We start from the raw sequence: 20591 nt of genomic DNA, 5'->3' as shown, positions 1-20591 counted from the left end.
TTGCTATTGACGACTTATACGCCGACGCCGAACGAGGCAGCCAAAGGACCTAAACCTCCTTTGTAACCCTGGCCGATGGCCTTGAATTTCCAGTCGCCGCCATTGCGGTAGATTTCGCCGAAGACCATGGCCGTTTCCGCCGAACCATCTTCCGACAGGTCGAAGCGGGCGATTTCCGTGTTGCCGTTGGCGTTGATGCAACGCACGTAGGCCTTCGATACCATACCAAAGTTTTGCTTGCGCGCTTCGGCATCGTGAATCGTGACGCAGACGGCGATCTTGTCGATCTCGGCCGGCACCGTGGCCAGGTCGACGACGACGGTTTCATCGTCGCCATCGCCGGCGCCGGTGCGGTTGTCGCCCGAGTGGGTGACGGAGCCGTCGCTCGACTTCAGGTTGTTGTAAAAAATCATGTCGACGTCGGCGCGAACCTTGCCGTCGGCCTTCAGCAGGAACACGGAACCGTCGATGTCGAACGCGGCGCCGTCGGTGGCGCGGGCATCCCAGCCCAGGCCGATGATCATCTTCGAAATGCCGGGGGCTTCCTTGCTCAGGTTGACGTTGCCGCCTTTTTGCAGACTGATTGCCATGATGTATTTCTCCTATTGGGTTGTATATGTCCAAACACCTGGCGTCCTCCACCGGCCTGACTCCCCAGGCCGGCGGCGACGCTTGCTGCAACTTGCCGACAAACGGGTGTAGTCGTTTGCCGCGCATTCTTTACACTGCCTTGGCCGCTTCCAGCGCTTCCGTCCGGCCTTCTTCCAGGGCCATCCTGCGCTTGTAGCGGATCGACGACCACAGCGAGGCGAGAATGAAGGCCACGCCGATCAGACCCGTGAAGATCTCGGGAATGTGGAACTTCATGCTGACCAACATGATCACGGCCAGGATACCGATCGCATAGTGCGCGCCATGCTCCAGATAAACGAACTCGTCGAGCGTGCCCTTGCGTACCAGGAACACCGTCATCGAACGCACGAACATCGCGCCGATTGCCAGGCCCAGCATGATGATCACGACATCCTTGGTGATGGCGAACGCGCCGATCACGCCGTCAAAGCTGAACGAGGCGTCGAGCACTTCCAGGTACAGGAAGCCGCCAATACCGCCGCGCTTGATGATGTCGCCCATGTTGCCGTCGCCGTTATCGCCTTCCAGCAAGCCGCTGATCACATCGACGCCCACGTAGGTCAGAATGCCCCACAGGCCGGCCGTCAAGACCACCAGCTTCTGGCCTTCTTCGATCATCGACAGACTGACCATCAGGGTACCGAGCGCGATCATCACGGAAATCGACGAAATCTTGCCCAGCGCACCCAGCTTTTCTTCAATACGGCCCAGCCAGTGCGTTTCTTTCTCCGAGTCCAGCAGGAAGTTCAGGAAAACCAGCAGCAGGAAAATGCCGCCGAACGCCGCCACTTCCGCGTGGTGATTCGTCAGGTGCATCGAATACTGTTCCGGATTGCTCAGTGCCAGATTCCATACTTCCATCAATCCCAGGTCCGCCGCTTGCGCCACGATGACCAGCGGGAACAGCAACCGCATGCCGAAGACGGCGATGATGATGCCCACGCCCAGGAACAGGTTCTGCCAGAATTTGTCCCAGTTCTTCAGCACCGAGGCGTTGACCACCGCGTTGTCGAACGACAGCGAGACTTCCATCACGCCCAGGATCACCGCGATACCGAGCGCCGCCAGCATCGTCTGCACGCCACCGTGCGTGTAACCCCACCAGGCGGAAATGCCCAGGCAGATGAATGTCACTAGAAATGACACTCTGAAATGTTTCATCGATAGTTCCTCTATATCCAAATTCAATGGAACGTAGTATAGGGACATGTGACTCGTTTAAAAATAGAAGATAATGGAAGTATTACTTCGCAAAAACAGAAGATAGAGGATGCAGCAATGAAAACCACGGGCTTCAATTACCGCCATTTGTACTTCTTTTGGGTGGTCGCCAAGGAAGGCGGCGTGACGCGCGCGGCCGAACGGCTGGGACTGGCGGTGCAAAMCATCAGCACCCAGCTCGCCCTGCTGGAAAAGGAACTGGGTCGCTCCCTGCTGCAGCCGCAGGGACGCCGCCTGGTGCCGACGGAAGCGGGCCGGCTGGCGCTCGGCTATGCGGACCAGATTTTTCTCTTGGGCGAGCAGATGCAGGATGCGCTGGCCGATGCGGACGCGGAAAAGATGCGTTTGACGGTGGGCATTTCCGATTCCCTGCCGAAATTGATGGCCTACCGCATGCTCGACGCCACGCGCAGCCTGGACCAGCCCGTCAAGCTCGTGTGCCTGGAAGACGAATTCGAATCCTTGCTGGCCGACCTGGCCCTGCACAAGCTGGATCTGGTGTTGACGGACCGCGCCGTGCCGGCCGGCGCCAGCCTGCGCGTGTCCAGCCACCTGTGGGGAGAGAGCGCCATGAAACTGTTCGGCATCCCCGCGCTGGCCGCACAATACCGCGGCAATTTCCCGCACAGCCTGCACGGCGCGCCCTTCCTGCTACCGGCGCGCAACAACGCCTTGCGCGGGCGCATCGATGAATGGATGGTGCAGCAAGGCGTGCGGCCCGACGTGGTCGGCGAATTCGAGGACAACGCCATGCTCAACGCCTTCGGCCGCAAGGGCCTGGGCCTGTTCTTCGCCCCGGCCAGCCTGGCGGCCGACATCGAGGAGCAATTCGGCGCCGTGCTGGTCGGCGACGCCTCGTCCCTGCGCGAACAGTTTTATGTGATCTCGAACGAACGCAAGATCATGCACCCTGCGCTCGATGTGATCCTGGCGGCCATCCAGGGCAGCCCAAAGATTCACAAGGAAACCTGATAAATCCATTCGAAAATAACGTTTGAATAATCAATCAAAAGCGATTGTAATAAAGCCTGAGACAAACACGCGCCCATCCCTCGCCGGAAGGGCGCGACCACCATAAAAAAACAGGAGCGGCACCATGTCCACGGCAGGCAAGACGATCGATATTCCCGATCTCATCAATAACAACCGGATCGGCTCCTTCCAGATCGGCATGCTGATCCTGTGCGGGCTGTGCGTCATCATGGATGGCTTCGACGTGCAGGCGATGGGCTATGTGGCACCGGCCATCATTGCCGATTGGCATGTCAGCAAGGCCAACCTGGGACCCGTGTTTGGCGCGGGTTTGCTGGGCATGCTGGTCGGCTCGCTCGTCTTCAGCATCACGGCCGACAAGTTCGGCCGCCGCCCCGTGCTGATCGGCTCGACCATCTTCTTTTCCCTGTGCATGCTGGTCACGCCCTTGGCCACGACCATCGAGCAATTGCAGCTGATCCGTTTCATCACGGGGCTGGGCCTGGGCGCCGTGATGCCGAATGCCATGGCGCTGGCCGGCGAATACAGCCCCCTGCGCCGGAAAGTCACCCTGATGATGCTGGTCTCGTGCGGTTTTACTTTGGGCGCCGTGCTGGGCGGTTTATTGTCGGCCGCGCTGATTCCGGCCTTCGGCTGGCAATCCGTGTTTTACGTGGGCGGCGTGGTGCCGCTGCTCATCGGCATATTGATGTTCTTCCTGCTGCCGGAATCGATGCAATTCCTGGTGCTGAAAAAACGCAAGCTGGATAAAGTCGCCAAATGGCTCAAACGCATCGATCCTACTGTCCACATCACGGCCGACACGCAATACGTCGTGCATGAAAAGGAACACAAGGGCGCGCCCGTGCTGCAATTGTTTACGGGCGGCCGCGCGAAGATGACGATTTTGTTGTGGGTCATCAATTTCATGAACTTGCTGAACTTGTATTTCCTGTCCAACTGGCTGCCGACGATTGCCAAGGAAGCGGGCCTGTCGACGGCCAACGCCGTGCTGGCGGGCACGGCCCTGCAAGTGGGCGGCACCATCGGCACCCTCGTCATGGGCCAGCTGATCGACCGCTCCAGCTTCCGCCGCATCCTGCTGCCATGCTTTTTGGTCGCCGCAGTCGCCATCGCCCTGATCGGCCGCCCGGACGTCTCGCTGGCCTTCCTGTTCATCACGATTTTCATCGCCGGCTTTTGCGTGGTGGGCGGCCAGCCGGCCGTCAATGCCCTGGCGGCCAGCTACTACCCGACCACCCTGCGCTCGACGGGCATCGGCTGGAGCCTGGGCGTGGGCCGCATCGGCTCCATCATCGGTCCCGTGCTCGGTGGCGAGCTGATCCGTCTGAACTGGCCCAACAGCACGATCTTCCTCGTCGTCGCCATCCCCGCCATCGTCTCGGCCGTTATGGTCTTTGCCATGCGCGGCGGGCCGCAAACGGCGGCCAAAGGCTGAAAAGCGTGAAAAACCCGCCGCGCCCGCCCGCCTGCACGGGCGGGCCGCGCGGCTAAATTAGGCTATGCCGGCCTTCGTCGTTTAAGATGTCGTTTTTACAGCCCATCTTCCGCGCCCCCATGCACAATGTCTTGCTAGTCCTGCTCGCCCTCTTCCTGGTCGCGCTGAACGGTTTTTTTGTTGCCGCCGAGTTTGGCATTGTCACCTTGCGGCGCACGCGCATCCGCGCCATCGCCAAGACACAGGGACTGCGGGGCCGCATCCTGGCCAAGGTGCATGGCCAGCTGGACGCCTACCTGTCCGCCTGCCAGCTGGGCATCACGCTGGCGTCGCTGGGCCTGGGCTGGGTCGGCGAACCGGCGTTTGCCGGCTTGCTCGAGCCGCTGTTCGGCGCCATCGGCATCACCTCGCAAGAGTTGATCCATGGCGTGTCCTTCGTCGTCGCCTTCAGCGTGATTTCCTTCCTGCATATCGTCGTGGGCGAACTGGCGCCCAAATCGATGGCCATCCGCAACCCGGAAGCCGTCGGCCTGTGGAGCGCGATTCCCCTGTACGGCTTTTACTGGACCATGTACCCGGCCATCTACCTGCTCAACGCCAGCGCCAACTGGGTGCTGCGCCTGGCGGGCCTGTCCGGCAAGGGCGGCCACGATGCCCATTACTCGTCCGAGGAATTGAAACTGATCCTGCGCACCAGCCAGCCGGGCGAAAAATTTACGCGCGACGAGCGCAACATCCTGGCGCAGTCGCTCGATTTCGAACAGATGACGGTATCGGACCTGATGCGCCCGATCAATGAAGTGATCGCCCTGCATGCGTCGAGCACGCTGGAAGAAAACCTCGACACGGTGCTGCGCAACCGCTTCAGCCGCTACCCGTATTTCGACACGAATGAAGACGACGTGCTGGGCGTGGTACACCTCAAAGATCTGTTCTTTGCCCAGCAGGCGGGCAAACCGATCACCTCGCTCACGCCCTTCCTGCGTCCCGTCGACATCATTTCCGCGCGCACGCCGGCCCTGGAACTGTTCCGCCGTTTCCGCGACGGCGCGCCGCACTTCGCCCTGATCGGCGAAAAGGGCAAGCGTCCGCTGGGGTTCATCACCTTGGACAACTTGCTCGGCGCCATGGTCGGCGAAATCCGCGACGAATTCCGCCGCAATGAAAACGACTGGCTCAAGCAAAGCGACGGCACCCTGATCGGCAAGGCCAGCCTGCCCATCTTCTCGCTCGAACGCATCCTCGGCATCGATATCGAAAACGAGGAACTGGGGCTGGACGACGTGGAATCGGTGGGCGGCTTGATCATGGTCAAGCTGGGGGATATTCCGAAGCAGGGCCAGCGCATCACCTTCGTCGACTTCGACATCGTCGTCAAGAAGATGAACGGGCCCCGCATCGTGCTGATCAAGGTGATCCCGAAGCAGGAACGCGATCTCGACGCGGACTTAAGGGATTAGTCTTTTTTCAAGGTAAGCGTATCTTTGCCCTGCGGCACAGTGGTTTCGCCCACCGTCCACGTCTGCAGCAGGCTGTACAGCACGGCCAGCAAGGTCGGGCCGATAAAGATGCCGACAAAGCCGAAGGCCAGCACGCCGCCCAGCACACCGAGCAGCACCAGCAGGAACGGCAGGCTGCTGCCGCGGCTGATCAGCATGGGTTTGACCACGTTATCCACGCCGCTGATCAGCAGCGCCCCCCACACCAGCATGAAAATGCCCCAGCCCGTCTGGCCGTCTGAAAACAGCCAGATGGCGGCACCGCCCCAGATCAGGGGCGGGCCGACGGGGATCAGCGAAAAGATGAAAGTGGCCACGCCCAGCAGCGCGACGGCCGGCACGCCGGCGATCAGGAAGCCCACCACGGCCACCAGCGCCTGCGCCAGCGCCGTGCCCAGCAAGCCGTACATGACGCCGCGCACGGTGCGGCTGATGGTCAGCCCCACGCCCGGCGCGCTGTCGCCGATGATGCGGCCGGCGCCCGTCATCAAGGCGCGGCTCAGCTGCTGGCCGTCGCGGTAGAGGAAGAAGCTGACGAACACGGCCAGGCTGGTCTGCGCCAGGCCCGTGCCCAGCAGGATGCCGCCGGAAGCGAGGAAATGGCGCGCCGGCTCCAGCATGGTCTTACCCAAATTCAATAATTCCTCGCGGTCGTCCAGCAGCCGGCGCACATAGCCGTCGATGGTGTCGCCCACCACGGGTATGCTGGCCAGCCAGGCGGGCGGATGCAGGCCGCCCGCTTCCAGCGCGGCGCGCAACTGTTCATAGATGCGCGATACATTGTCGGCCAGGTTGTAGGTGACGAGGGCCAGCGGCAGCACGATGATCAGGAGCAATGACACGGTCATGATGGCGGCCGCCCAGTTGCGCCGGCCTTTCAGGCGCTCGAGCAGCAGCAGGTACAAAGGCCAGCTGGAAATGCCCACGCAGGCGGCGAACAGCATGGCGGCCAGGAAGGGCCGCAAGACGAAAAAGCAGCCGATCAACAAGAAGATGATGGCTGCCAGGCGGGCGTGCGGCTCGAAACGTTTGTCCATGTACTGCAAATCCTGAAGATGGCGCCCGGGGGGCGCGACCGGGTCAGGATAGCAGAAGTTTAAGATCGTGCGCGATGACGGCTGGCTTTTCGCCGTGACGCACGAACAGGCGGATCTTGCCTTCGCGGTCGAACACATAGGTGCCGGCCGTATGGTCGACCGTGTAGCTGCTGTCCGTCTCCCCCTCGACCTTGGCGTAATACACCTTGAATTCCTTGGCCACCCTGGCCGTCGCGGCCGCATCGCCATACAGTCCCACGAAACGCTTGTCGAAGGCAGGCACGTACTGGGCCAGCAATTGCTGCGTGTCGCGCTCGGGGTCGACGGTAACGAACAGCACCTGCACCTGCTCCGCCTGCGGTCCCATTTCCTGCATCACCTGCGCCATGTCGGCCATGGTCGTGGGGCACACGTCCGGGCATTGCGTGTAGCCGAAGAACATCAGCACCAGCTTGCCCTTGTAGTCGGCCAGAGTGCGCGGCTGGCCCGTGTGGTCCGTCAGCGCGAATTCGCGCGCGTAGCCGAGGCCCGTCACGTCCGTGTTCTTGAATGCCAGCTTCGGTGCGGCAGGCTTGCCGCAGCCGGCGAGGACGGCGACCAGGGCGGCCGCCAACAACAAGGTCAGGTATTTTTTCATGTGCCGAGGGGAATGTAGTGGTCGACCAGCAAGGCCGCGAACAGCAATGCCAGGTAGATGATGGAAAACGTAAACGCTTTGCGCGCGATCAAGTCCGTGTAGTGGCGGTACATCTTCCACGCGTAATACAGGAAGCCGGCGTTGAGCAGCACGGCCGAGACCAGGTAGATCAGGCCGCTCATGCGCACGGCGTACGGCAGCAAGGTGGTGGCGGCCAGCGCGATCGAGTACAGCCAGACGTGGAATTGCGTGAATTGCATGCCGTGCGTGACGGGCAGCATGGGCAGGCCCGAGCGCGCGTAATCGTCGCGCCGGTACATGGCCAGGGCCCAGAAGTGCGGCGGCGTCCAGACGAAAATGATCAGGACCAGCAGCCAGGCCTGCATCGGCACGTCGTTGGCGACGGCGGCCCAGCCCAGCGCGGGCGGCATGGCGCCGGACAGGCCGCCGATGACGATGTTTTGCGGCGTGGCCGGTTTCAGTACCATGGTGTAGATCAGCGCATAGCCGACAAACGTGACAAAGGTCAGCCACATGGTCAGCGGATTGACGAGGTGGTACAAAATCGCCATGCCCAGGCCGCCGATCACGAGCGCGAACACCACCGTCTGTTTTACCGTGATGTCGCCCATGGCCATGGGGCGGCGCGCCGTGCGGGCCATGCGCGCATCGATCTCGCGCTCGGCCAGGCAATTGACGGCAAACGCGGCGCCCGCCAGCAGCCAGATGCCGATGGTGCCGAACACCACCGCGCGCCAGTCGGGCAACTCCTCGCTGGCCAGGAACATGCCGATGACAGCGCAAAATACGGCCAGCTGCGTCACGCGGGGCTTGGTCAGCGCCCAGTACTGGGCGATGCGGGGGGAGGGTTTACGGCTGATGGTCTGAGTAGTCATTTATGCGGTACGGGAAGGACTGGCTGGTGCCGGGGGCACTGGCGCGGAGGCGCAAGCGCGCTGAACATTGCGCGCAACATCGAGTTGGAATTTAGCCTTGTAGTTTAACATGGTCAGCAACAACACGAGCAGCGCCGCCCCGCCGTTATGCAGGACGGCAATCGACAATGGCCAGTTCAGGTAAATCGTCGCCAGGCCGGTGCATGCCTGCAGGCCCAGCACCAGCGCCACCCAGCGCGCCGTGCCGCGCAAGGAAGGCAGCTGCCATGCCCGCAACACCGTGTAGCCGACACCGGCCAGCACGACAAAGGCGAAGTTGCGGTGCACCCAGTGGATGGCCGTCAGCGCGGAAAACGGCAGGTAATGGCCGGCGGCCGTCTTGCCCAGCTCGCGCCACAGATGGAAACCATGCTCGAAATCCATTTCGGGAATCACCTTGCCGCCGCACAGGGGGAAATCCGTGCAAGCCAGGGTCGCGTAGTTGGTGCTCACCCAGCCGCCCAGCGCGATCTGCATGGTCAGCAGCACCAGCGACATGACGGCCAGCGCGCGCACGGGGCGCAGCACGGACGCATCCGCATCGGCGCGCAGCAAGGGTTTGACGGCATGATCCTGGCGCCCGCCCAGCCAGGTCAGCATGGCCAGCAAGCCCATGCCCAGCAACAAGTGGATGGTGACGATCACCGGCTGCAGTTTCAGGGTCACCGTCCAGGCGCCGAACGCGCCCTGCAGGCAGACGAACAAAAACAGCGCCGTCGGCAGGGCCGGCGCGAATTCCTCGCGTTTGCTCTTGCGCCACTGGCGCCACGCCTGCACCATCATCGCCACGATCAGCACGCCGATGGCCATGGCCAGGTAGCGGTGCGTCATTTCAATCCACGCCTTGATCACCGTGACGGGGCCCGTCGGCATCAGGGTTTCCGCCGCCACGATGTGCTCGTGCGCGAGGAAAGGATTCGCGGAACCATAACAGCCTGGCCAGTCGGGACAGCCGAGGCCGGAATCGGACAGGCGCGTAAAACCGCCAAACATGATCAGGTCGACCGTCAGGAAGACGGCGATCCACACGAGCTTGCGGTATTTATTGGCGTCCGCGGACACCCAGACCATGGTCAGCGGCAGCAGCGCCACCAGCAAGCCCGTCAAACCCAGCTGGGCCAGCGCGGAGAGATGCATCGTCGGCATGCAGACTCCTCAACCGATCGCCGAAGCTTTGAGCAGCTTGGCGATATCTTTCTTGATCTTGTTCGGGTCCGCGTCTTTCGGGAAGCGCATCATCAGATTGCCCAGCGGATCGATCACATACAAATGGTCGCTGGTCTTGCCACCCGGCTCCACGGGCAGCCAGGCTTTCAAGGCGTCATTATTGACGCGCAGCATGCTGGTGCCGTCGAATTCGCGCATCACGAGGGTGTCGAGCGGCTGGGCATCCGTCACCAGCCAGACCCGTTCCAGGCGTTCGCGTTCCTTGCCCTGCATGAGGCGCAGTTGTTGCATGTCAAACAGCTGCTTCTTGCACGTTTGCTGGCAATCGGACGGTCCCGTCTGCAGCAGCACCCACTTGCCCTTGAACTGGGCCAGCGGCGCTGGCTTGCCGTCCAGTTCCGTCACCTGCAGCTGCGCTTCCGGTATCGGGTGCAAGCGGGGGTCGATCAGGGCGCCATAGTTGTTGCGGCCTGTGGGCTTGATGATGTAATACGTGAAATACGAAGCGATGATGGGAAAGGCGCACACGGCCACGACGGCCAGCAGTTTCCACCGTCCCGTATTCTGTGCCTGTTTATTGGTGCTGTCTTGCGTTGCTTCAGGGTTGTTTGTTTGCACGTCGAAATCCTGTAAAGACAAAAAATAAAAAGGCCATCAGTGCCAGTGCGTACCACTGGAAAGCATAGCCGCGGTGCTTGTCGGCGCCCAGGTCGGGTGCCGGCCAGTCGCGCACGGGAAGCTGGCCGGACGCTGGCGCCGCTGCAGTCCGGTCACCTTCGGCGCCTGTCTGTTCGAGTATGAAGGGTTGCAAGGCCAGGCCGCTGGCCTGTGCCAGCTGGCCGATATCGGTATTTTGCACGATGGCGTGCGGCGCCAGGGCCGGCGCCGTGCCCAGTTCCATCACATGGCCCGCGTTCAGACGCGCGATACCGGTAATCGTGACGGTGCCGGCCGGTGTGGCGTAATCGGGGATGCGCGTGCGCTCGGCATTGTTGCGCGGCAACCAGCCCTGCGCCACCAGCACATGCATGGAGGAACCGTCTATTTGAAAGGGCGTGAGCACGTGGAAGCCGGCCTGGCCCTTGTAGGGGCGGTTGTCCAGGTAGACCGTCCAGGCGGGCACGAAATGGCCCGTGACGGTAAGGCGGCGGTATTCGATCGCTTGCGCATCGGCCGGCAGCAGGGGCGCGGACGTCAAGGCCAGCGGCGCGGCCTGGTTGCCCGCCTCGAGCCGGGCGGCGCGCGCGACTTTGTCATCGGCACGGCGCTGCTGCCATTGCGCCAGCGACACGCCCAATGCCACCAGTAGCAGCATTACAACAAATGGAATCCATCTAAAATGGAAGCGGATACGCATTACAATGAAACCTCCTCAAGCCTGGCGCTACCATCCATGAAAATCCTCGTTGCCATCGCCTTCATCCTGATCCTGGGCAGCCTGGGTTCGGCCCTGTTCTTCCTCATGCGCGACAAGGGCAAGAGCAACCGCACCGTGCAGGCGCTGGCCCTGCGCGTGGGCTTGTCGATCACCCTGTTCCTGCTGATCCTGCTGGCGCACCATCTCGGCTACATCCAGCCGACGGGCATACATTAACGTCCGGCATTGCCTGATTGGCAAATTCTTCACACTAAGAAAAAAGCCGTACCCAGGATGTCCCGGTACGGCTTTTTTTATGGTGCAGGCGCAAGCGCTAACTGCGCGCGCCCTGCCCCGCCATTATAACCAATACACGACCACGTACAGGCCCAGCCAGACGACGTCGACGAAGTGCCAGTACCAGGCGGCGCCTTCGAAGCCGAAGTGGTGCTCGGGCGTGAAGTGGCCTCTCAGCACGCGGTACAGGATGACGGACAGCATGATGGCGCCCAGGGTCACGTGGAAGCCGTGGAAGCCCGTCAGCATGAAGAAGGTGGCGCCGTAGATGCCGGACGTCAATTTCAAGTTCAGTTCGCTGTAGGCGTGGATGTATTCGTAGACCTGGAAGCCCATGAAGATGGCGCCCAGCACGATGGTGGCGAACAGAAACAGGGCCGTCATGGCGCGATGGCCGGCGCGCAGCGCGTGGTGGGAAATCGTCAAGGTGACGCCCGACGTCAGCAGCAGGGCCGTATTGATGGTCGGAATCCAGAACGGCGTCATGGTGGTAAATTCCTGCACCGTGCCGGCCGGGCCCGTGTTGCCCCAGTGGGCGGCGAAATCAGGCCAGATCACCTTGTGGTCGAGGTCGGCCAGCCACGGCATCGAAATGCTGCGCGCATAGAACAGGGCGCCGAAGAAGGCGGCGAAGAACATGACTTCCGAAAAGATGAACCAGCTCATGCTCCAGCGGAAGGAGTGGTCGATGCGCTCGCTGTACAGGCCCTGTTCCGATTCGCTGATGGCGTCGCCGAACCAGAAATACAGCACCAGCAGGATGCCGGCGATGCCCAGGTAATTCACGTACGGGCCCCAGGAGACGTCGTTGACCCAGGCCGAGGCGCCGATCATGGTCAGCAACAGGCTGGCGCCGCCCAGCATGGGCCAGCGCGACGGGCCGGGCACGAAATAATAGGGTACGGCGGCGTGGTTGGAACTCATCATCATCTCCTCAAAAACTTGTAGGGTGGTTTTTATAATTTATAAAACGACGAATTTAACAATTGAAATCAGGATGCCGATCAGGCAAGCCACCACCAGGAAACCGGCGATGACGATGTGCACGGGATTGAGCTTGGCCGAATCCGTGTCGAAATCGCTCTTGCGGCGCAGTCCCGTGAACGACCAGACGACGGCCCGCAGCGAATACAGAAACGATGCTTTTTCCGGTTTGGCGGGTTCGCCCATGGCACTCTCCTATTGGACGGCCGGCGTCTGAGCCTGGCTCAGACCGGCAATCTCGAAAAACGTGTACGACAGGGTAATGGTCTTCACCTCTTTCGGCAGGGCCGGATCGAGGAAGAACACCACCGGCATCTGCCGCGCTTCGTTGGCCTTCAAGGTCTGCTGCTTGAAGCAGAAGCACTCGACCTTCTTGAAATGCGGCGTGGCGCTCTGCGGCGCGTAACTGGGGATGGCTTGCGCATTGACGACGCGGTTTTGCGTGTTGACGACCTCATACATGACGGTCACCAGCTCGCCCGGATGCACCTGCATGCTCGACACGGTCGGGCGGAAGCGCCATGGGCCCTGCGCATTGCCGTCGAACTCGACGGTGATGCTGCGCGTCGTATCGACTTGCGTGTTGTTGTCGTAGGCCACCGTGCCATCTTTTTGCGTCAGCACGTTGATGCCCATCACTTCGCAAATCTGCTTATAGACGGGAATCAGGGCATAGCCAAAGCCGAACATCAGCACGGCAATGACGAGCAGCTTGCCCAGCATCTTGCGGTTCAGGCCGCGTGTTTCCTGTTGCGCGGGCGTCGTCACGTCAGCCACAGCCGCTTGGCGAACACGGACAGGAAGAAGAAGGCCGCCAGGGCGGCCAAGATCAGCCCGGTACGCAGGTTGTTCGGTTTTTTACGTTCGGTCATGACAGGCACTTTATTCAGGACGGGCCGCGCAACACGCCGGCCCGGGATACCTTATTTCACTGTCGGCGGCGTTTCAAACGTGTGGAACGGCGCCGGGCTCGGCACGGTCCATTCCAGGCCTTCCGCGCCTTCCCATGGTTTCGCCGGCGCAGCCTTGCCGCCGCGAATCGTCGGCAAGACCACGAAGAACAGGAAATACACCTGCATCAGGCCAAAACCGAAGCCGCCGATCGAGGCGATCATGTTGAAGTCCGTGAACTGCGCCGGATAGTCGGCGTAGCGGCGCGGCATGCCGGCCAGGCCCAGGAAGTGCATCGGGAAGAAGGTCACGTTGAACGTGATCAGGGACAGCCAGAAGTGGATCTTGCCGCGCGTCTCGTTGTACATGTGGCCCGTCCATTTCGGCGACCAGTAGTAGAAGCCGGCGAACAGGGCAAACAGCGAACCGGCCACCAGCACGTAGTGGAAGTGCGCCACCACGTAATAGGTATCCTGCAGCTGGATGTCGATCGGCGTGACGGCCAGGATCAGGCCCGTGAAGCCGCCCATGGTAAACACGAAGATGAAGCCCACCGAGAACAGCATCGGCGTTTCGAACGTCATCGAGCCCTTCCACATGGTGGCGATCCAGTTGAACACTTTCACGCCCGTCGGCACGGCGATCAGCATGGTCGCGTACATGAAGAACAGCTGGCTCGTCACCGGCATGCCGGTGGTAAACATGTGGTGCGCCCAGACGATGAAGGACAGAATCGCGATGGAAGCGGTGGCGTAGACCATCGAGGCGTAGCCGAACAATGGCTTGCGGGCAAACGCGGGCAGGATCTGCGAAACGATGCCGAAGGCCGGCAGAATCATGATGTAGACCTCGGGATGGCCGAAGAACCAGAAGATGTGCTGGTACATGACGGGGTCGCCGCCGCCTGCCGCGTTAAAGAAGGAGGTGCCGAAATGGCGGTCCGTCAGGGTCATGGTGATGGCGCCGGCCAGCACGGGCATGACGGCGATCAAGAGATACGCGGTAATGAGCCAGGTCCAGCAAAACATCGGCATTTTCATCAGGGTCATGCCGGGGGCGCGCATGTTCAGGATGGTGACGATGATGTTGATCGAGCCCATGATGGACGAGGCGCCCATCAGGTGCATGGCGAAAATCGCCATGTCCATGCCAGGGCCCATCTGCGTCGACAGCGGCGCATACAGGGTCCAGCCGGCGGCCGTGGCGCCGCCCGGCACGAGGAAGGACGTGGCCAGCAGCAGCGCGGCCGGCGGCAGCAGCCAGAACGAGAAATTGTTCATGCGGGCAAACGCCATGTCGGACGCGCCCACTTGCAGCGGAATCATCCAGTTGGCATAGCCGACGAAGGCCGGCATGATGGCGCCAAACACCATCACCAGGCCGTGCATGGTGGTCAGCTGGTTGAAGAATTCAGGGTGAAAGAATTGCAGGCCTGGATGAAACAGTTCCGTGCGTATCATCAGGGCCAGCACGCCGCCCGACAGCAGCATGATGAACGAGAACCACAGGTAGAGGGTACCGATATCCTTGTGGTTGGTGGCAAACAGCCAGCGGCGGTAGCCGGTCGGGTGGTCGTGGGCATGGTCGTGATCGTGACCGGCGTGGTCCAAGGTGCTCGTGCTAGTACTCATCTGCGGCTCCTAATTACTTGCGTGCAGCCACGACTTCGGCTGGTTGAACGATGTTCTCTGCGGCCTTGTTCGACCAGGAATTGCGCGTGTAAGTGATCACTGCGGCAATTTCCGTGTCGGACAGCTGTTTCCATGCTGGCATTTCGGCGGGATACTTGCCGCTCTTTTGCCCGTTCAGCAAGACGTGGATCTGATCGGCTTTCGGACCGTTCACCACGGCCGAGCCGTCCAGCGGCGCAAATGCCCCCGGTACGCCCTTGCCGGTCGCCTGGTGGCAGACCACGCAGTTGGCCGTATACACTTTCTCGCCCTTGACCTTCAATTCGTCGATGGTCCACACCTTGCTTGGATCATCAGCCAATGCGGCCATTTCCTTTTGTTTTACATCAACCCAAGCCTTGTAGTCGTCGGCGGAGACGACCTTGACGACGATGGGCATGAACGCGTGTTCCTTGCCGCACAGCTCGGCGCAATTGCCGCGGAAGGTGCCGATATGGTCGGCCTTGAACCAGGTGTCGCGCACGAAGCCGGGAATCGCATCCTGCTTGACGCCAAAGGCGGGCACGGACCAGGCGTGGATGACGTCATTGGCCGTCAGCACCACGCGGATCTTCTTGTTGACCGGCACGACGACTTCGTTGTCGACTTCGATCAGGTAGTTTTCGCCGCGTTTTTCCGTCGGCGGCGCGCCCGGCGCACCCACTTGCGAGCGCGGCGTAGCGAGGTTGGAGAGGAAGGAAATGCCTTCGCCCTCGCCTTTCAGGTAGTCGTAGCCCCATTTCCACTGCATGCCGGTGGCCTTGATGGTGATGTCGGCGTTCGAGGTGTCCTTCATGCCGACCACGGTGCGCGTGGCAGGCAGGGCCATGCCGATGACGATCAGGAAAGGCACGACGGTCCAGGCGATCTCGACGGTGGTGCTTTCGTGGAAGGTGGCCGGCTTGTGGCCCAGGGACTTGCGGTGCTTGAAGATGGAATAGAACATGACGCCGAACACGGCCACGAAGATCACCAGGCAGATGATCATCATCAGGGTGTGCAAGTCGTAGATTTCATGGGCGATCTGGGTCGCCGGCGGTTGCAGATTCATTTCGAGCGGCACGGGACCGCCGGTGCCGGGATAGGTGCTGGCAGCCGGTGCCGCCGTGGCCCATCGCCCGATGCCAAACGCTGTCAAAGACAGCCCGAGCAGCAACGATTGAAGTCGCTTTGCATGTGTCATGTTTTCCCCAACCACCCAAAAATAATGATATTTTAAACGGCTGCGGATTTCTCCGTACTGGACCGCTGCCGCTCCTCCATGAAAGCAACACGGCCGGAAAACGGCCATGCGCGTCAAGCACCAGCGAATTCCATGCTGGCTGTCGCAGCAAAAACGGCGGCGCGCAACCATGCTGGAATCCTGTTTTTCTTCCCCACATCGAAATGGCCTCGTGTGGAAGATGGTTACTATACTAATGCAGTAACTTCGAATAAGTCTCGCTTTGTTTTTTTTATTTTGTCCGCGGCCCTTGTTTTTTCTACTTAACAAGCTGACAAACAATCAACGATTATAATCAAGTAAACTTGAATCCATCAAGCAATAATCGGCTTTGTGCGCGCCCTTCTCATGGCCGCCGCGCGCTTTGCAACGCTTGCCGCGATGGCAACGCGCGAATGGCGACCGAGTGTCGGTTTCTTTGGCCTTTTATTTAGGTTTTCTGGGCAAGTCAAAACGGATGATGGCCTCGCCATTGCGCGTCACGCGCGGCGCGGGACGGAAGGCGTGGCCATAGATGACCTCGAAACTCAGGCCCAGCTTGCCATCGGGACGGCGCATCTTTTCCAGCGCGGCCAGCATGCGCTGCCACGCCGCCTTGCCCATCAGGCCGCGCCGGCGCGTGGTGAGCGGGTTGCCGCCAAAGGCGCGCACGTCGGCCAGCAGTTTTTCCGCCGTATCGTAGGTGACGGTGATGATTTCCATGTCCAGCACGGGCGTGGAAAAGCCCGTCTCGACGAGCATGTCGCCAAAGTCGTGCATGTCGACAAAGGGCAAGGCGTGCGGGTATAAATCGGCCTCGGCAAACGCGTCGCGCACTTCGCGGAAGGTGTCGGGGCCGAAGCAGGAAAACATCAGCAAGCCATCGAGGCGCAGTGCGCGCCGCCATTCGGCAAACACGCGGTCGGGCTGGGCATGCCAGTGCAGCGCCAGATTCGACCACACGAGGTCGATGCTGTTGCCTGCCAGCGGCAGGTCGCCCAGGTCGCCGCACAATAAATCCACGCCCGCCTTGGCCGGCAGCAACTTGCTGAGGAACTGGTTCAGGCTGGCCAGTTTCGACGCGGGTGCGCGCGCCGCCTGCATCATCGCTTGCGCTGCATCGAGACCGATAATCTGCGCGGCGGGATAATCCTTTTGCAACTGCGCCAGGTCCGCGCCCGGACCGCAGCCGGCGTCAAGCACGCGATGCGGCGTGATTTTCACCAGCTCCAGGCGCTCGTGCATGCGTGCCGACACTTCGCGGCGCAGGAAGTCCGACGGCGCGACGCGCGCGGGACGGGAAAAGAAATCGCGTACTTGCACCGCATCGATGGGCGCACTCATTTTGGGTGGATTGGCGGGAACTGGCATGTTGAAACCGGTGAGGTGAGATAATGTCGGCAGTGTACATGGAACGACGCCATCGCGATGCGGACCGGCACCCCGCCCCGCCTTGAGGCCGCCTGGCAGGCGCTGCGACTGTGGCTGGGCGCCACCTTGCTGCCGGCGCAGTGCGCGCTGTGCGGCATCGGCTGCCCGCAAGTGCTGTGCCCGCCTTGCCGCGCCCAATACCTGGGACAGGCACGGCGCCGCTGCCGCCAATGCGCCAATCCGCTCGATGGCAACGACGTGGCGCAGCTGTGCGGGCGCTGTTTGCGCCAGCGGCCCGCATATGACGCCACGATCACGGCGTTTGACTATGCGGCGCCCGTCGACCAGTTGCTGCTGCAGCTGAAATTCGGCGCGCGACTGGCGCTGGCGCCCCTGTTGGCCGAACTGCTGCATGTTGCCATTCAGCAACAAAACGAATGGGAGAGGCCGCAACTGCTGTGCCCTGTGCCGCTGGGCCCGGCCCGGCTGGCCGAGCGGGGCTACAACCAGGCGCTGGAAGTTGCTCGCCCGCTGGCGCGCCTGCTGGACATACCTTTACAGTCCCGGCTGGCGCTGCGGGTGCGCGAAACGCGGGCGCAAAGCGGCGTGGCGACGCAGGAACGGCAAGCCAACCTGGCGCACGCCTTCGCCATCGCGCCTGACTACGCGCCGTTATTGCCAGGATGCCATGTCGGCATCGTCGACGACGTGATGAGCAGCGGCCATACCGTCAACGCCCTGGCGGCCGCCTGCAAGGGCGCGGGGGCGGCCAGGGTCAGCATATTGGTCGTGGCGCGCACGCCGCCGCACTAGATTAGCCACATATTAGATACAGATAGACCCAAGGAGAGCATTTTGTTTCACGTTGTTTTGGTAGAACCTGAAATCCCGCCCAATACGGGCAACGTCATCCGCCTGTGCGCGAACACGGGCGCGCAGCTGCATCTGGTCGAACCGCTGGGCTTTCCCCTCGATGATGCCAAGATGAAGCGCGCCGGCCTCGATTACCACGATTACGCGAAGATGAAGGTGCACAAGAATTGGGCAGCCTTCCTGGCCGACACCCAGCCCGACCCGGCCCGCATGTTCGCCATGACGACGCGCGGCTCGCGCCCGTTCGGCGACGTGGCCTTCCTGCCGGGCGACGTGTTCGTGTTCGGCTCGGAAACGAAAGGCCTGGATCCGGCCCTGCGCGACGGTTTCCCGGCAGAGCAACGCATCCGCCTGCCGATGCGCCCCGACAACCGCAGCCTGAACCTGTCGAATACGGTGGCCGTGGTCGTGTATGAAGCCTGGCGCCAGCATGGCTACGCCGGCGGCGCGTAGCTGATGCCTCACCCAGTCTACTGCGCGGCGCGCTTTGCGGCCGGCGATGCTCACGCTACTAAAGTAGCGCTGCGCTTCTCGGCCACAAATCATCGCCGCTCGCTACGACTGGATGAGACGTTGATACTCCCGCAATTTAACGCAGCGCCAGCCGCGCCGCGCCGCTATTCTCGTCCAGCATCACCAGCTGCGTGCGCAAGTCGCGCGTGGCGGCCAGCTTGCCGTTGACATATAAATTCGTCTTGACGCCGTACACGCCTTGCGACACGCCGGCCGGCAAGGTCAGCTCGAACGAGTTCTCGAAGCGCCCGCCCGATTTGTTGTTGCTGGCCAGCGCCTTCGAGCCGGACTTGAATGGCTGGCCTTGCGGGTCGAGCACCACCAGCTCTTCGCGCACGTCGCTGACGCTTTGCGCGCTGCCGTTGACCAGCTCCACTACGGAATTCACCTTGAACGGCTGGCCGCGCTTGACGGTCGACGCGCTCAGCTGTGGCGTGTACGACACCACTTGCGGCTCGCGCGGCAAGGCGCCACGCGTGCGGATGTAGTCGCGGTCCGCCTGCGCCGCCGTCTTGGTCTGGCGCGAATTGACATTGATGGCCAGGCAACCGGCCGCCGCCAGGCCGCCGCCGATGGCCGCGCCCTTCAGCGCGCCATTCTTGCCGCCCGCCAGCGCCCCCAGCAGCGCGCCCACGGCCGCGCCGGCCGCGGCCGACGTGCCCACGCTGCACGGATCCTCATCCGTGGCCGCCTGGGCGCCGCCTTGCGGATAGGAACTGTCCTGGCGCACGCCGTTCGGGCTCATAGTCGCCGTGGCGCAGCCGGTCAGCATGGCCGCGATGGTCAGCGCGGCGGCGGCGCGCAAGGTGGTGTGATTCAGCATGGTGACTCCCCAGATGACTAATTGATCGTTGTTTCCGTCTGCAGCACTTGCCGTTCGCGCTCGCGGATGCGGCGCGACAGATTGTCGATGCGCGCATTGCCGGGATCGACGCGGCGCGCGCTTTCCAGATACGTCTTGGCCGCATCGAACTTACCTTCCAGCAAAGAACGCTCGGCATCGCGCAGGAACGATTGCGCCATCTCGTTGCGCATGGCCGCGCCGCTATCGCCGGGCGACGTTTCCAGCGGACGGCGTTCGGCCACCGCTGGACGTTCGACCGCGCGCGCGGGCGCCGGTTCCTGCTGTGCCGGCATGGCTACCGGCGCCGGGGCAGAAACGGTCGCGGGAGCAGGCACAGCGGCCGCCGACAGCGCCTGCACATCGGCCTTCAGCTGCGGCAATTCCACCGCTTCGCGGTCAATCGCTTCCAGCCTGGCGATGCCATTGCGGGCCGCCGTCGCATCCTTGCCATCGAGCGCCTGGCGCACCCCGACCAGCACGGAGGCGGCTGCCGCCTGCTGGCGCGCCAGCTGCTTACGCAAGGAATCCACGCTGGCAGCGCCCGCGCAATCAACATCGAGTCCGGCAATGCCCCTGGCCGCGCTTTGTAATTGATGGCCATCAATATTGCGCTCGATGGCGCGCACGCCGCGCTGGCAACTGCCCGAGGCGGCCCCGGCCTTGCCGATCGCCGCCTGCAAATCGTCCGCCTTGGCGCTGGACTTGCCCGTGCACACATTTTTCGCCGTCGCCAGCTTCTGGCGGGCGCCGTCCAGGCTGCCATTCGCCACCAGTTTCAAACCGCTGTCGATGGCGTCATTGCAGGCCGATTCATTCTTGCCGCCCGGCTTGCCATTCATGTAGACGATGACAGCTGCCAGCACGGCGATGCCGCCCAGCCAGCGCAGCCATTTGCGTGGCGCTGGCGGCACCGGTGCCGCCGGAGCTGGCGCCGGCGGAGGCACGGGCTTCGGCACGGCTTTCGGCTGGGCCGGCTTCGGTGGCGCGGGCGGCGGCGCGGCAGCCGGTGCGGACACCGGCGGCGCTTTCG

At 62.2% G+C, this 20591-nt stretch carries 24 protein-coding genes; 7 read left to right on the top strand and 17 right to left on the bottom strand.

Annotation, left to right across the window (positions count from 1 at the left end):
- Nucleotides 1–14: 14 nt before the first annotated feature.
- Complete coding sequence (locus tag CBW66_RS20705) at nt 15–590, bottom strand: TerD family protein (protein WP_086139071.1); 576 nt, start codon at nt 588–590, stop codon at nt 15–17.
- 130 nt (nt 591–720) lie between these two features.
- Nucleotides 721–1794, bottom strand: a complete 1074-nt coding sequence (locus CBW66_RS20700) for a DUF475 domain-containing protein (RefSeq protein WP_086139070.1) — start codon at nt 1792–1794, stop codon at nt 721–723.
- A 117-nt stretch (nt 1795–1911) separates the two neighbouring features.
- Between CBW66_RS20700 and nhaR the strand changes: the two genes are divergently transcribed.
- The 3 genes from nhaR to CBW66_RS20685 all read left to right on the top strand — a co-directional run bounded on the left by nhaR (nt 1912) and on the right by CBW66_RS20685 (nt 5745).
- A complete protein-coding gene (nhaR, locus tag CBW66_RS20695) occupies nt 1912–2826 on the top strand; it encodes a transcriptional activator NhaR (RefSeq protein ID WP_086153665.1) in 915 nt (304 codons plus the stop codon).
- A 124-nt stretch (nt 2827–2950) separates the two neighbouring features.
- Entirely contained in the window at nt 2951–4285 is a 1335-nt protein-coding gene (locus tag CBW66_RS20690) for an MFS transporter (RefSeq protein WP_086139068.1), read from the top strand.
- Between the two features lie 119 nt (nt 4286–4404).
- Nucleotides 4405–5745 (top strand): hemolysin family protein, encoded by a 1341-nt coding sequence (locus tag CBW66_RS20685; protein ID WP_086139130.1) that lies wholly within the window; start codon nt 4405–4407, stop codon nt 5743–5745.
- Here the strand turns inward: CBW66_RS20685 and CBW66_RS20680 are convergent.
- Genes CBW66_RS20680 through CBW66_RS20655 form a run of 6 tightly spaced genes read right to left on the bottom strand, consistent with a single transcriptional unit; the run spans nt 5742 to nt 10917 of the window.
- Nucleotides 5742–6821 carry an AI-2E family transporter gene (locus tag CBW66_RS20680; RefSeq protein ID WP_086139067.1) on the bottom strand — a complete coding sequence of 360 codons (1080 nt, stop codon included), beginning with the start codon at nt 6819–6821 and terminating at the stop codon, nt 5742–5744. The two genes, CBW66_RS20685 and CBW66_RS20680, sit on opposite strands and share 4 nt — an antisense overlap.
- Nucleotides 6822–6864: 43 nt before the next feature.
- Nucleotides 6865–7458, bottom strand: a complete 594-nt coding sequence (locus tag CBW66_RS20675) for an SCO family protein (RefSeq protein WP_086139066.1) — start codon at nt 7456–7458, stop codon at nt 6865–6867.
- Nucleotides 7455–8354, bottom strand: a complete 900-nt coding sequence (cyoE, locus tag CBW66_RS20670; RefSeq protein WP_086139065.1) for a heme o synthase — start codon at nt 8352–8354, stop codon at nt 7455–7457. Before cyoE ends, CBW66_RS20675 begins: the two co-directional genes overlap by 4 nt.
- Entirely contained in the window at nt 8355–9530 is a 1176-nt protein-coding gene (locus CBW66_RS20665; protein WP_086139129.1) for a heme A synthase, read from the bottom strand.
- 18 nt (nt 9531–9548) lie between these two features.
- Nucleotides 9549–10178, bottom strand: coding sequence for a cytochrome C oxidase subunit I (locus CBW66_RS20660; protein ID WP_086139064.1), 630 nt, complete (start codon nt 10176–10178; stop codon nt 9549–9551).
- On the bottom strand, nt 10159–10917 hold the full coding sequence (locus CBW66_RS20655) for an SURF1 family protein (protein ID WP_086139063.1): 759 nt from the start codon (nt 10915–10917) through the stop codon (nt 10159–10161). The genes CBW66_RS20660 and CBW66_RS20655 overlap by 20 nt, the downstream gene beginning before the upstream one ends.
- Nucleotides 10918–10953: 36 nt before the next feature.
- Here CBW66_RS20655 and CBW66_RS20650 point away from each other — a divergent pair, with 36 nt between their 5' ends.
- Complete coding sequence (locus CBW66_RS20650) at nt 10954–11154, top strand: twin transmembrane helix small protein (protein ID WP_046683386.1); 201 nt, start codon at nt 10954–10956, stop codon at nt 11152–11154.
- A 123-nt stretch (nt 11155–11277) separates the two neighbouring features.
- On the opposite strand, the gene CBW66_RS20645 is transcribed toward CBW66_RS20650, so the two are convergent.
- The 6 genes from CBW66_RS20645 to coxB are packed head-to-tail and all read right to left on the bottom strand — an operon-like array spanning nt 11278 to nt 15942.
- Complete coding sequence (locus CBW66_RS20645; RefSeq protein ID WP_086139062.1) at nt 11278–12138, bottom strand: cytochrome c oxidase subunit 3; 861 nt, start codon at nt 12136–12138, stop codon at nt 11278–11280.
- Nucleotides 12139–12177: 39 nt separating this feature from the next.
- Nucleotides 12178–12384 (bottom strand): DUF2970 domain-containing protein, encoded by a 207-nt coding sequence (locus tag CBW66_RS20640; RefSeq protein WP_086139061.1) that lies wholly within the window; start codon nt 12382–12384, stop codon nt 12178–12180.
- Between the two features lie 9 nt (nt 12385–12393).
- A complete protein-coding gene (locus tag CBW66_RS20635) occupies nt 12394–12966 on the bottom strand; it encodes a cytochrome c oxidase assembly protein (RefSeq protein WP_086139128.1) in 573 nt (190 codons plus the stop codon).
- Nucleotides 12963–13070 (bottom strand): cytochrome oxidase small assembly protein, encoded by a 108-nt coding sequence (locus CBW66_RS29270; RefSeq protein WP_216354567.1) that lies wholly within the window; start codon nt 13068–13070, stop codon nt 12963–12965. The genes CBW66_RS20635 and CBW66_RS29270 overlap by 4 nt, the downstream gene beginning before the upstream one ends.
- A 51-nt stretch (nt 13071–13121) precedes the next feature.
- A complete protein-coding gene (gene ctaD / locus CBW66_RS20630) occupies nt 13122–14720 on the bottom strand; it encodes a cytochrome c oxidase subunit I (RefSeq protein WP_034749009.1) in 1599 nt (532 codons plus the stop codon).
- A gap of 13 nt (nt 14721–14733) precedes the next feature.
- The gene (gene coxB / locus CBW66_RS20625; protein WP_086139060.1) at nt 14734–15942 is read right to left on the bottom strand and encodes a cytochrome c oxidase subunit II; all 1209 of its coding nucleotides are present in this window, start codon (nt 15940–15942) and stop codon (nt 14734–14736) included.
- Nucleotides 15943–16020: 78 nt separating this feature from the next.
- Here coxB and CBW66_RS28670 point away from each other — a divergent pair, with 78 nt between their 5' ends.
- Complete coding sequence (locus CBW66_RS28670) at nt 16021–16248, top strand: hypothetical protein (RefSeq protein ID WP_139841687.1); 228 nt, start codon at nt 16021–16023, stop codon at nt 16246–16248.
- A gap of 159 nt (nt 16249–16407) precedes the next feature.
- Here CBW66_RS28670 and CBW66_RS20620 read toward each other — a convergent pair whose 3' ends face one another.
- The gene (locus CBW66_RS20620; RefSeq protein ID WP_086139059.1) at nt 16408–17304 is read right to left on the bottom strand and encodes a methyltransferase domain-containing protein; all 897 of its coding nucleotides are present in this window, start codon (nt 17302–17304) and stop codon (nt 16408–16410) included.
- Nucleotides 17305–17388: 84 nt separating this feature from the next.
- Between CBW66_RS20620 and CBW66_RS20615 the strand changes: the two genes are divergently transcribed.
- The gene (locus CBW66_RS20615) at nt 17389–18144 is read left to right on the top strand and encodes a phosphoribosyltransferase family protein (RefSeq protein WP_086139058.1); all 756 of its coding nucleotides are present in this window, start codon (nt 17389–17391) and stop codon (nt 18142–18144) included.
- 42 nt (nt 18145–18186) lie between these two features.
- Entirely contained in the window at nt 18187–18657 is a 471-nt protein-coding gene (gene trmL / locus CBW66_RS20610; RefSeq protein ID WP_070222564.1) for a tRNA (uridine(34)/cytosine(34)/5-carboxymethylaminomethyluridine(34)-2'-O)-methyltransferase TrmL, read from the top strand.
- Nucleotides 18658–18793: 136 nt separating this feature from the next.
- Here trmL and CBW66_RS20605 read toward each other — a convergent pair whose 3' ends face one another.
- Both CBW66_RS20605 and CBW66_RS20600 read right to left on the bottom strand, forming a co-directional pair.
- Nucleotides 18794–19540 carry a hypothetical protein gene (locus CBW66_RS20605; RefSeq protein ID WP_086139057.1) on the bottom strand — a complete coding sequence of 249 codons (747 nt, stop codon included), beginning with the start codon at nt 19538–19540 and terminating at the stop codon, nt 18794–18796.
- Nucleotides 19541–19557: 17 nt separating this feature from the next.
- Nucleotides 19558–20591, bottom strand: a 1034-nt coding sequence (locus CBW66_RS20600; RefSeq protein ID WP_216356464.1) for a hypothetical protein, incomplete at its 5' end; no start/stop codon positions are given.

The sequence above is a fragment of the Janthinobacterium sp. GW456P genome, from assembly GCF_002127655.1.
GTDB lineage: Bacteria > Pseudomonadota > Gammaproteobacteria > Burkholderiales > Burkholderiaceae_D > Janthinobacterium.
Note: the sequence above shows the minus strand (reverse complement) of the source record. Positions and strands in the feature narration are given on the sequence as shown.

Coding starts and splice junctions, on each gene's coding strand:
- CBW66_RS20705 (WP_086139071.1), bottom strand. CDS start 590: ATGGCAATCAGTCTGCAAAAAGGCGGCAACGTCAACCTGAGCAAGGAA.
- CBW66_RS20700 (WP_086139070.1), bottom strand. CDS start 1,794: ATGAAACATTTCAGAGTGTCATTTCTAGTGACATTCATCTGCCTGGGC.
- CBW66_RS20690 (WP_086139068.1), top strand. CDS start 2,951: ATGTCCACGGCAGGCAAGACGATCGATATTCCCGATCTCATCAATAAC.
- CBW66_RS20685 (WP_086139130.1), top strand. CDS start 4,405: ATGCACAATGTCTTGCTAGTCCTGCTCGCCCTCTTCCTGGTCGCGCTG.
- CBW66_RS20680 (WP_086139067.1), bottom strand. CDS start 6,821: ATGGACAAACGTTTCGAGCCGCACGCCCGCCTGGCAGCCATCATCTTC.
- CBW66_RS20675 (WP_086139066.1), bottom strand. CDS start 7,458: ATGAAAAAATACCTGACCTTGTTGTTGGCGGCCGCCCTGGTCGCCGTC.
- cyoE (WP_086139065.1), bottom strand. CDS start 8,354: ATGACTACTCAGACCATCAGCCGTAAACCCTCCCCCCGCATCGCCCAG.
- CBW66_RS20665 (WP_086139129.1), bottom strand. CDS start 9,530: ATGCATCTCTCCGCGCTGGCCCAGCTGGGTTTGACGGGCTTGCTGGTG.
- CBW66_RS20655 (WP_086139063.1), bottom strand. CDS start 10,917: ATGCGTATCCGCTTCCATTTTAGATGGATTCCATTTGTTGTAATGCTG.
- CBW66_RS20650 (WP_046683386.1), top strand. CDS start 10,954: ATGAAAATCCTCGTTGCCATCGCCTTCATCCTGATCCTGGGCAGCCTG.
- CBW66_RS20645 (WP_086139062.1), bottom strand. CDS start 12,138: ATGAGTTCCAACCACGCCGCCGTACCCTATTATTTCGTGCCCGGCCCG.
- CBW66_RS20640 (WP_086139061.1), bottom strand. CDS start 12,384: ATGGGCGAACCCGCCAAACCGGAAAAAGCATCGTTTCTGTATTCGCTG.
- CBW66_RS29270 (WP_216354567.1), bottom strand. CDS start 13,070: ATGACCGAACGTAAAAAACCGAACAACCTGCGTACCGGGCTGATCTTG.
- ctaD (WP_034749009.1), bottom strand. CDS start 14,720: ATGAGTACTAGCACGAGCACCTTGGACCACGCCGGTCACGATCACGAC.
- coxB (WP_086139060.1), bottom strand. CDS start 15,942: ATGACACATGCAAAGCGACTTCAATCGTTGCTGCTCGGGCTGTCTTTG.
- CBW66_RS28670 (WP_139841687.1), top strand. CDS start 16,021: ATGAAAGCAACACGGCCGGAAAACGGCCATGCGCGTCAAGCACCAGCG.
- CBW66_RS20620 (WP_086139059.1), bottom strand. CDS start 17,304: ATGAGTGCGCCCATCGATGCGGTGCAAGTACGCGATTTCTTTTCCCGT.
- CBW66_RS20615 (WP_086139058.1), top strand. CDS start 17,389: ATGCGGACCGGCACCCCGCCCCGCCTTGAGGCCGCCTGGCAGGCGCTG.
- CBW66_RS20605 (WP_086139057.1), bottom strand. CDS start 19,540: ATGCTGAATCACACCACCTTGCGCGCCGCCGCCGCGCTGACCATCGCG.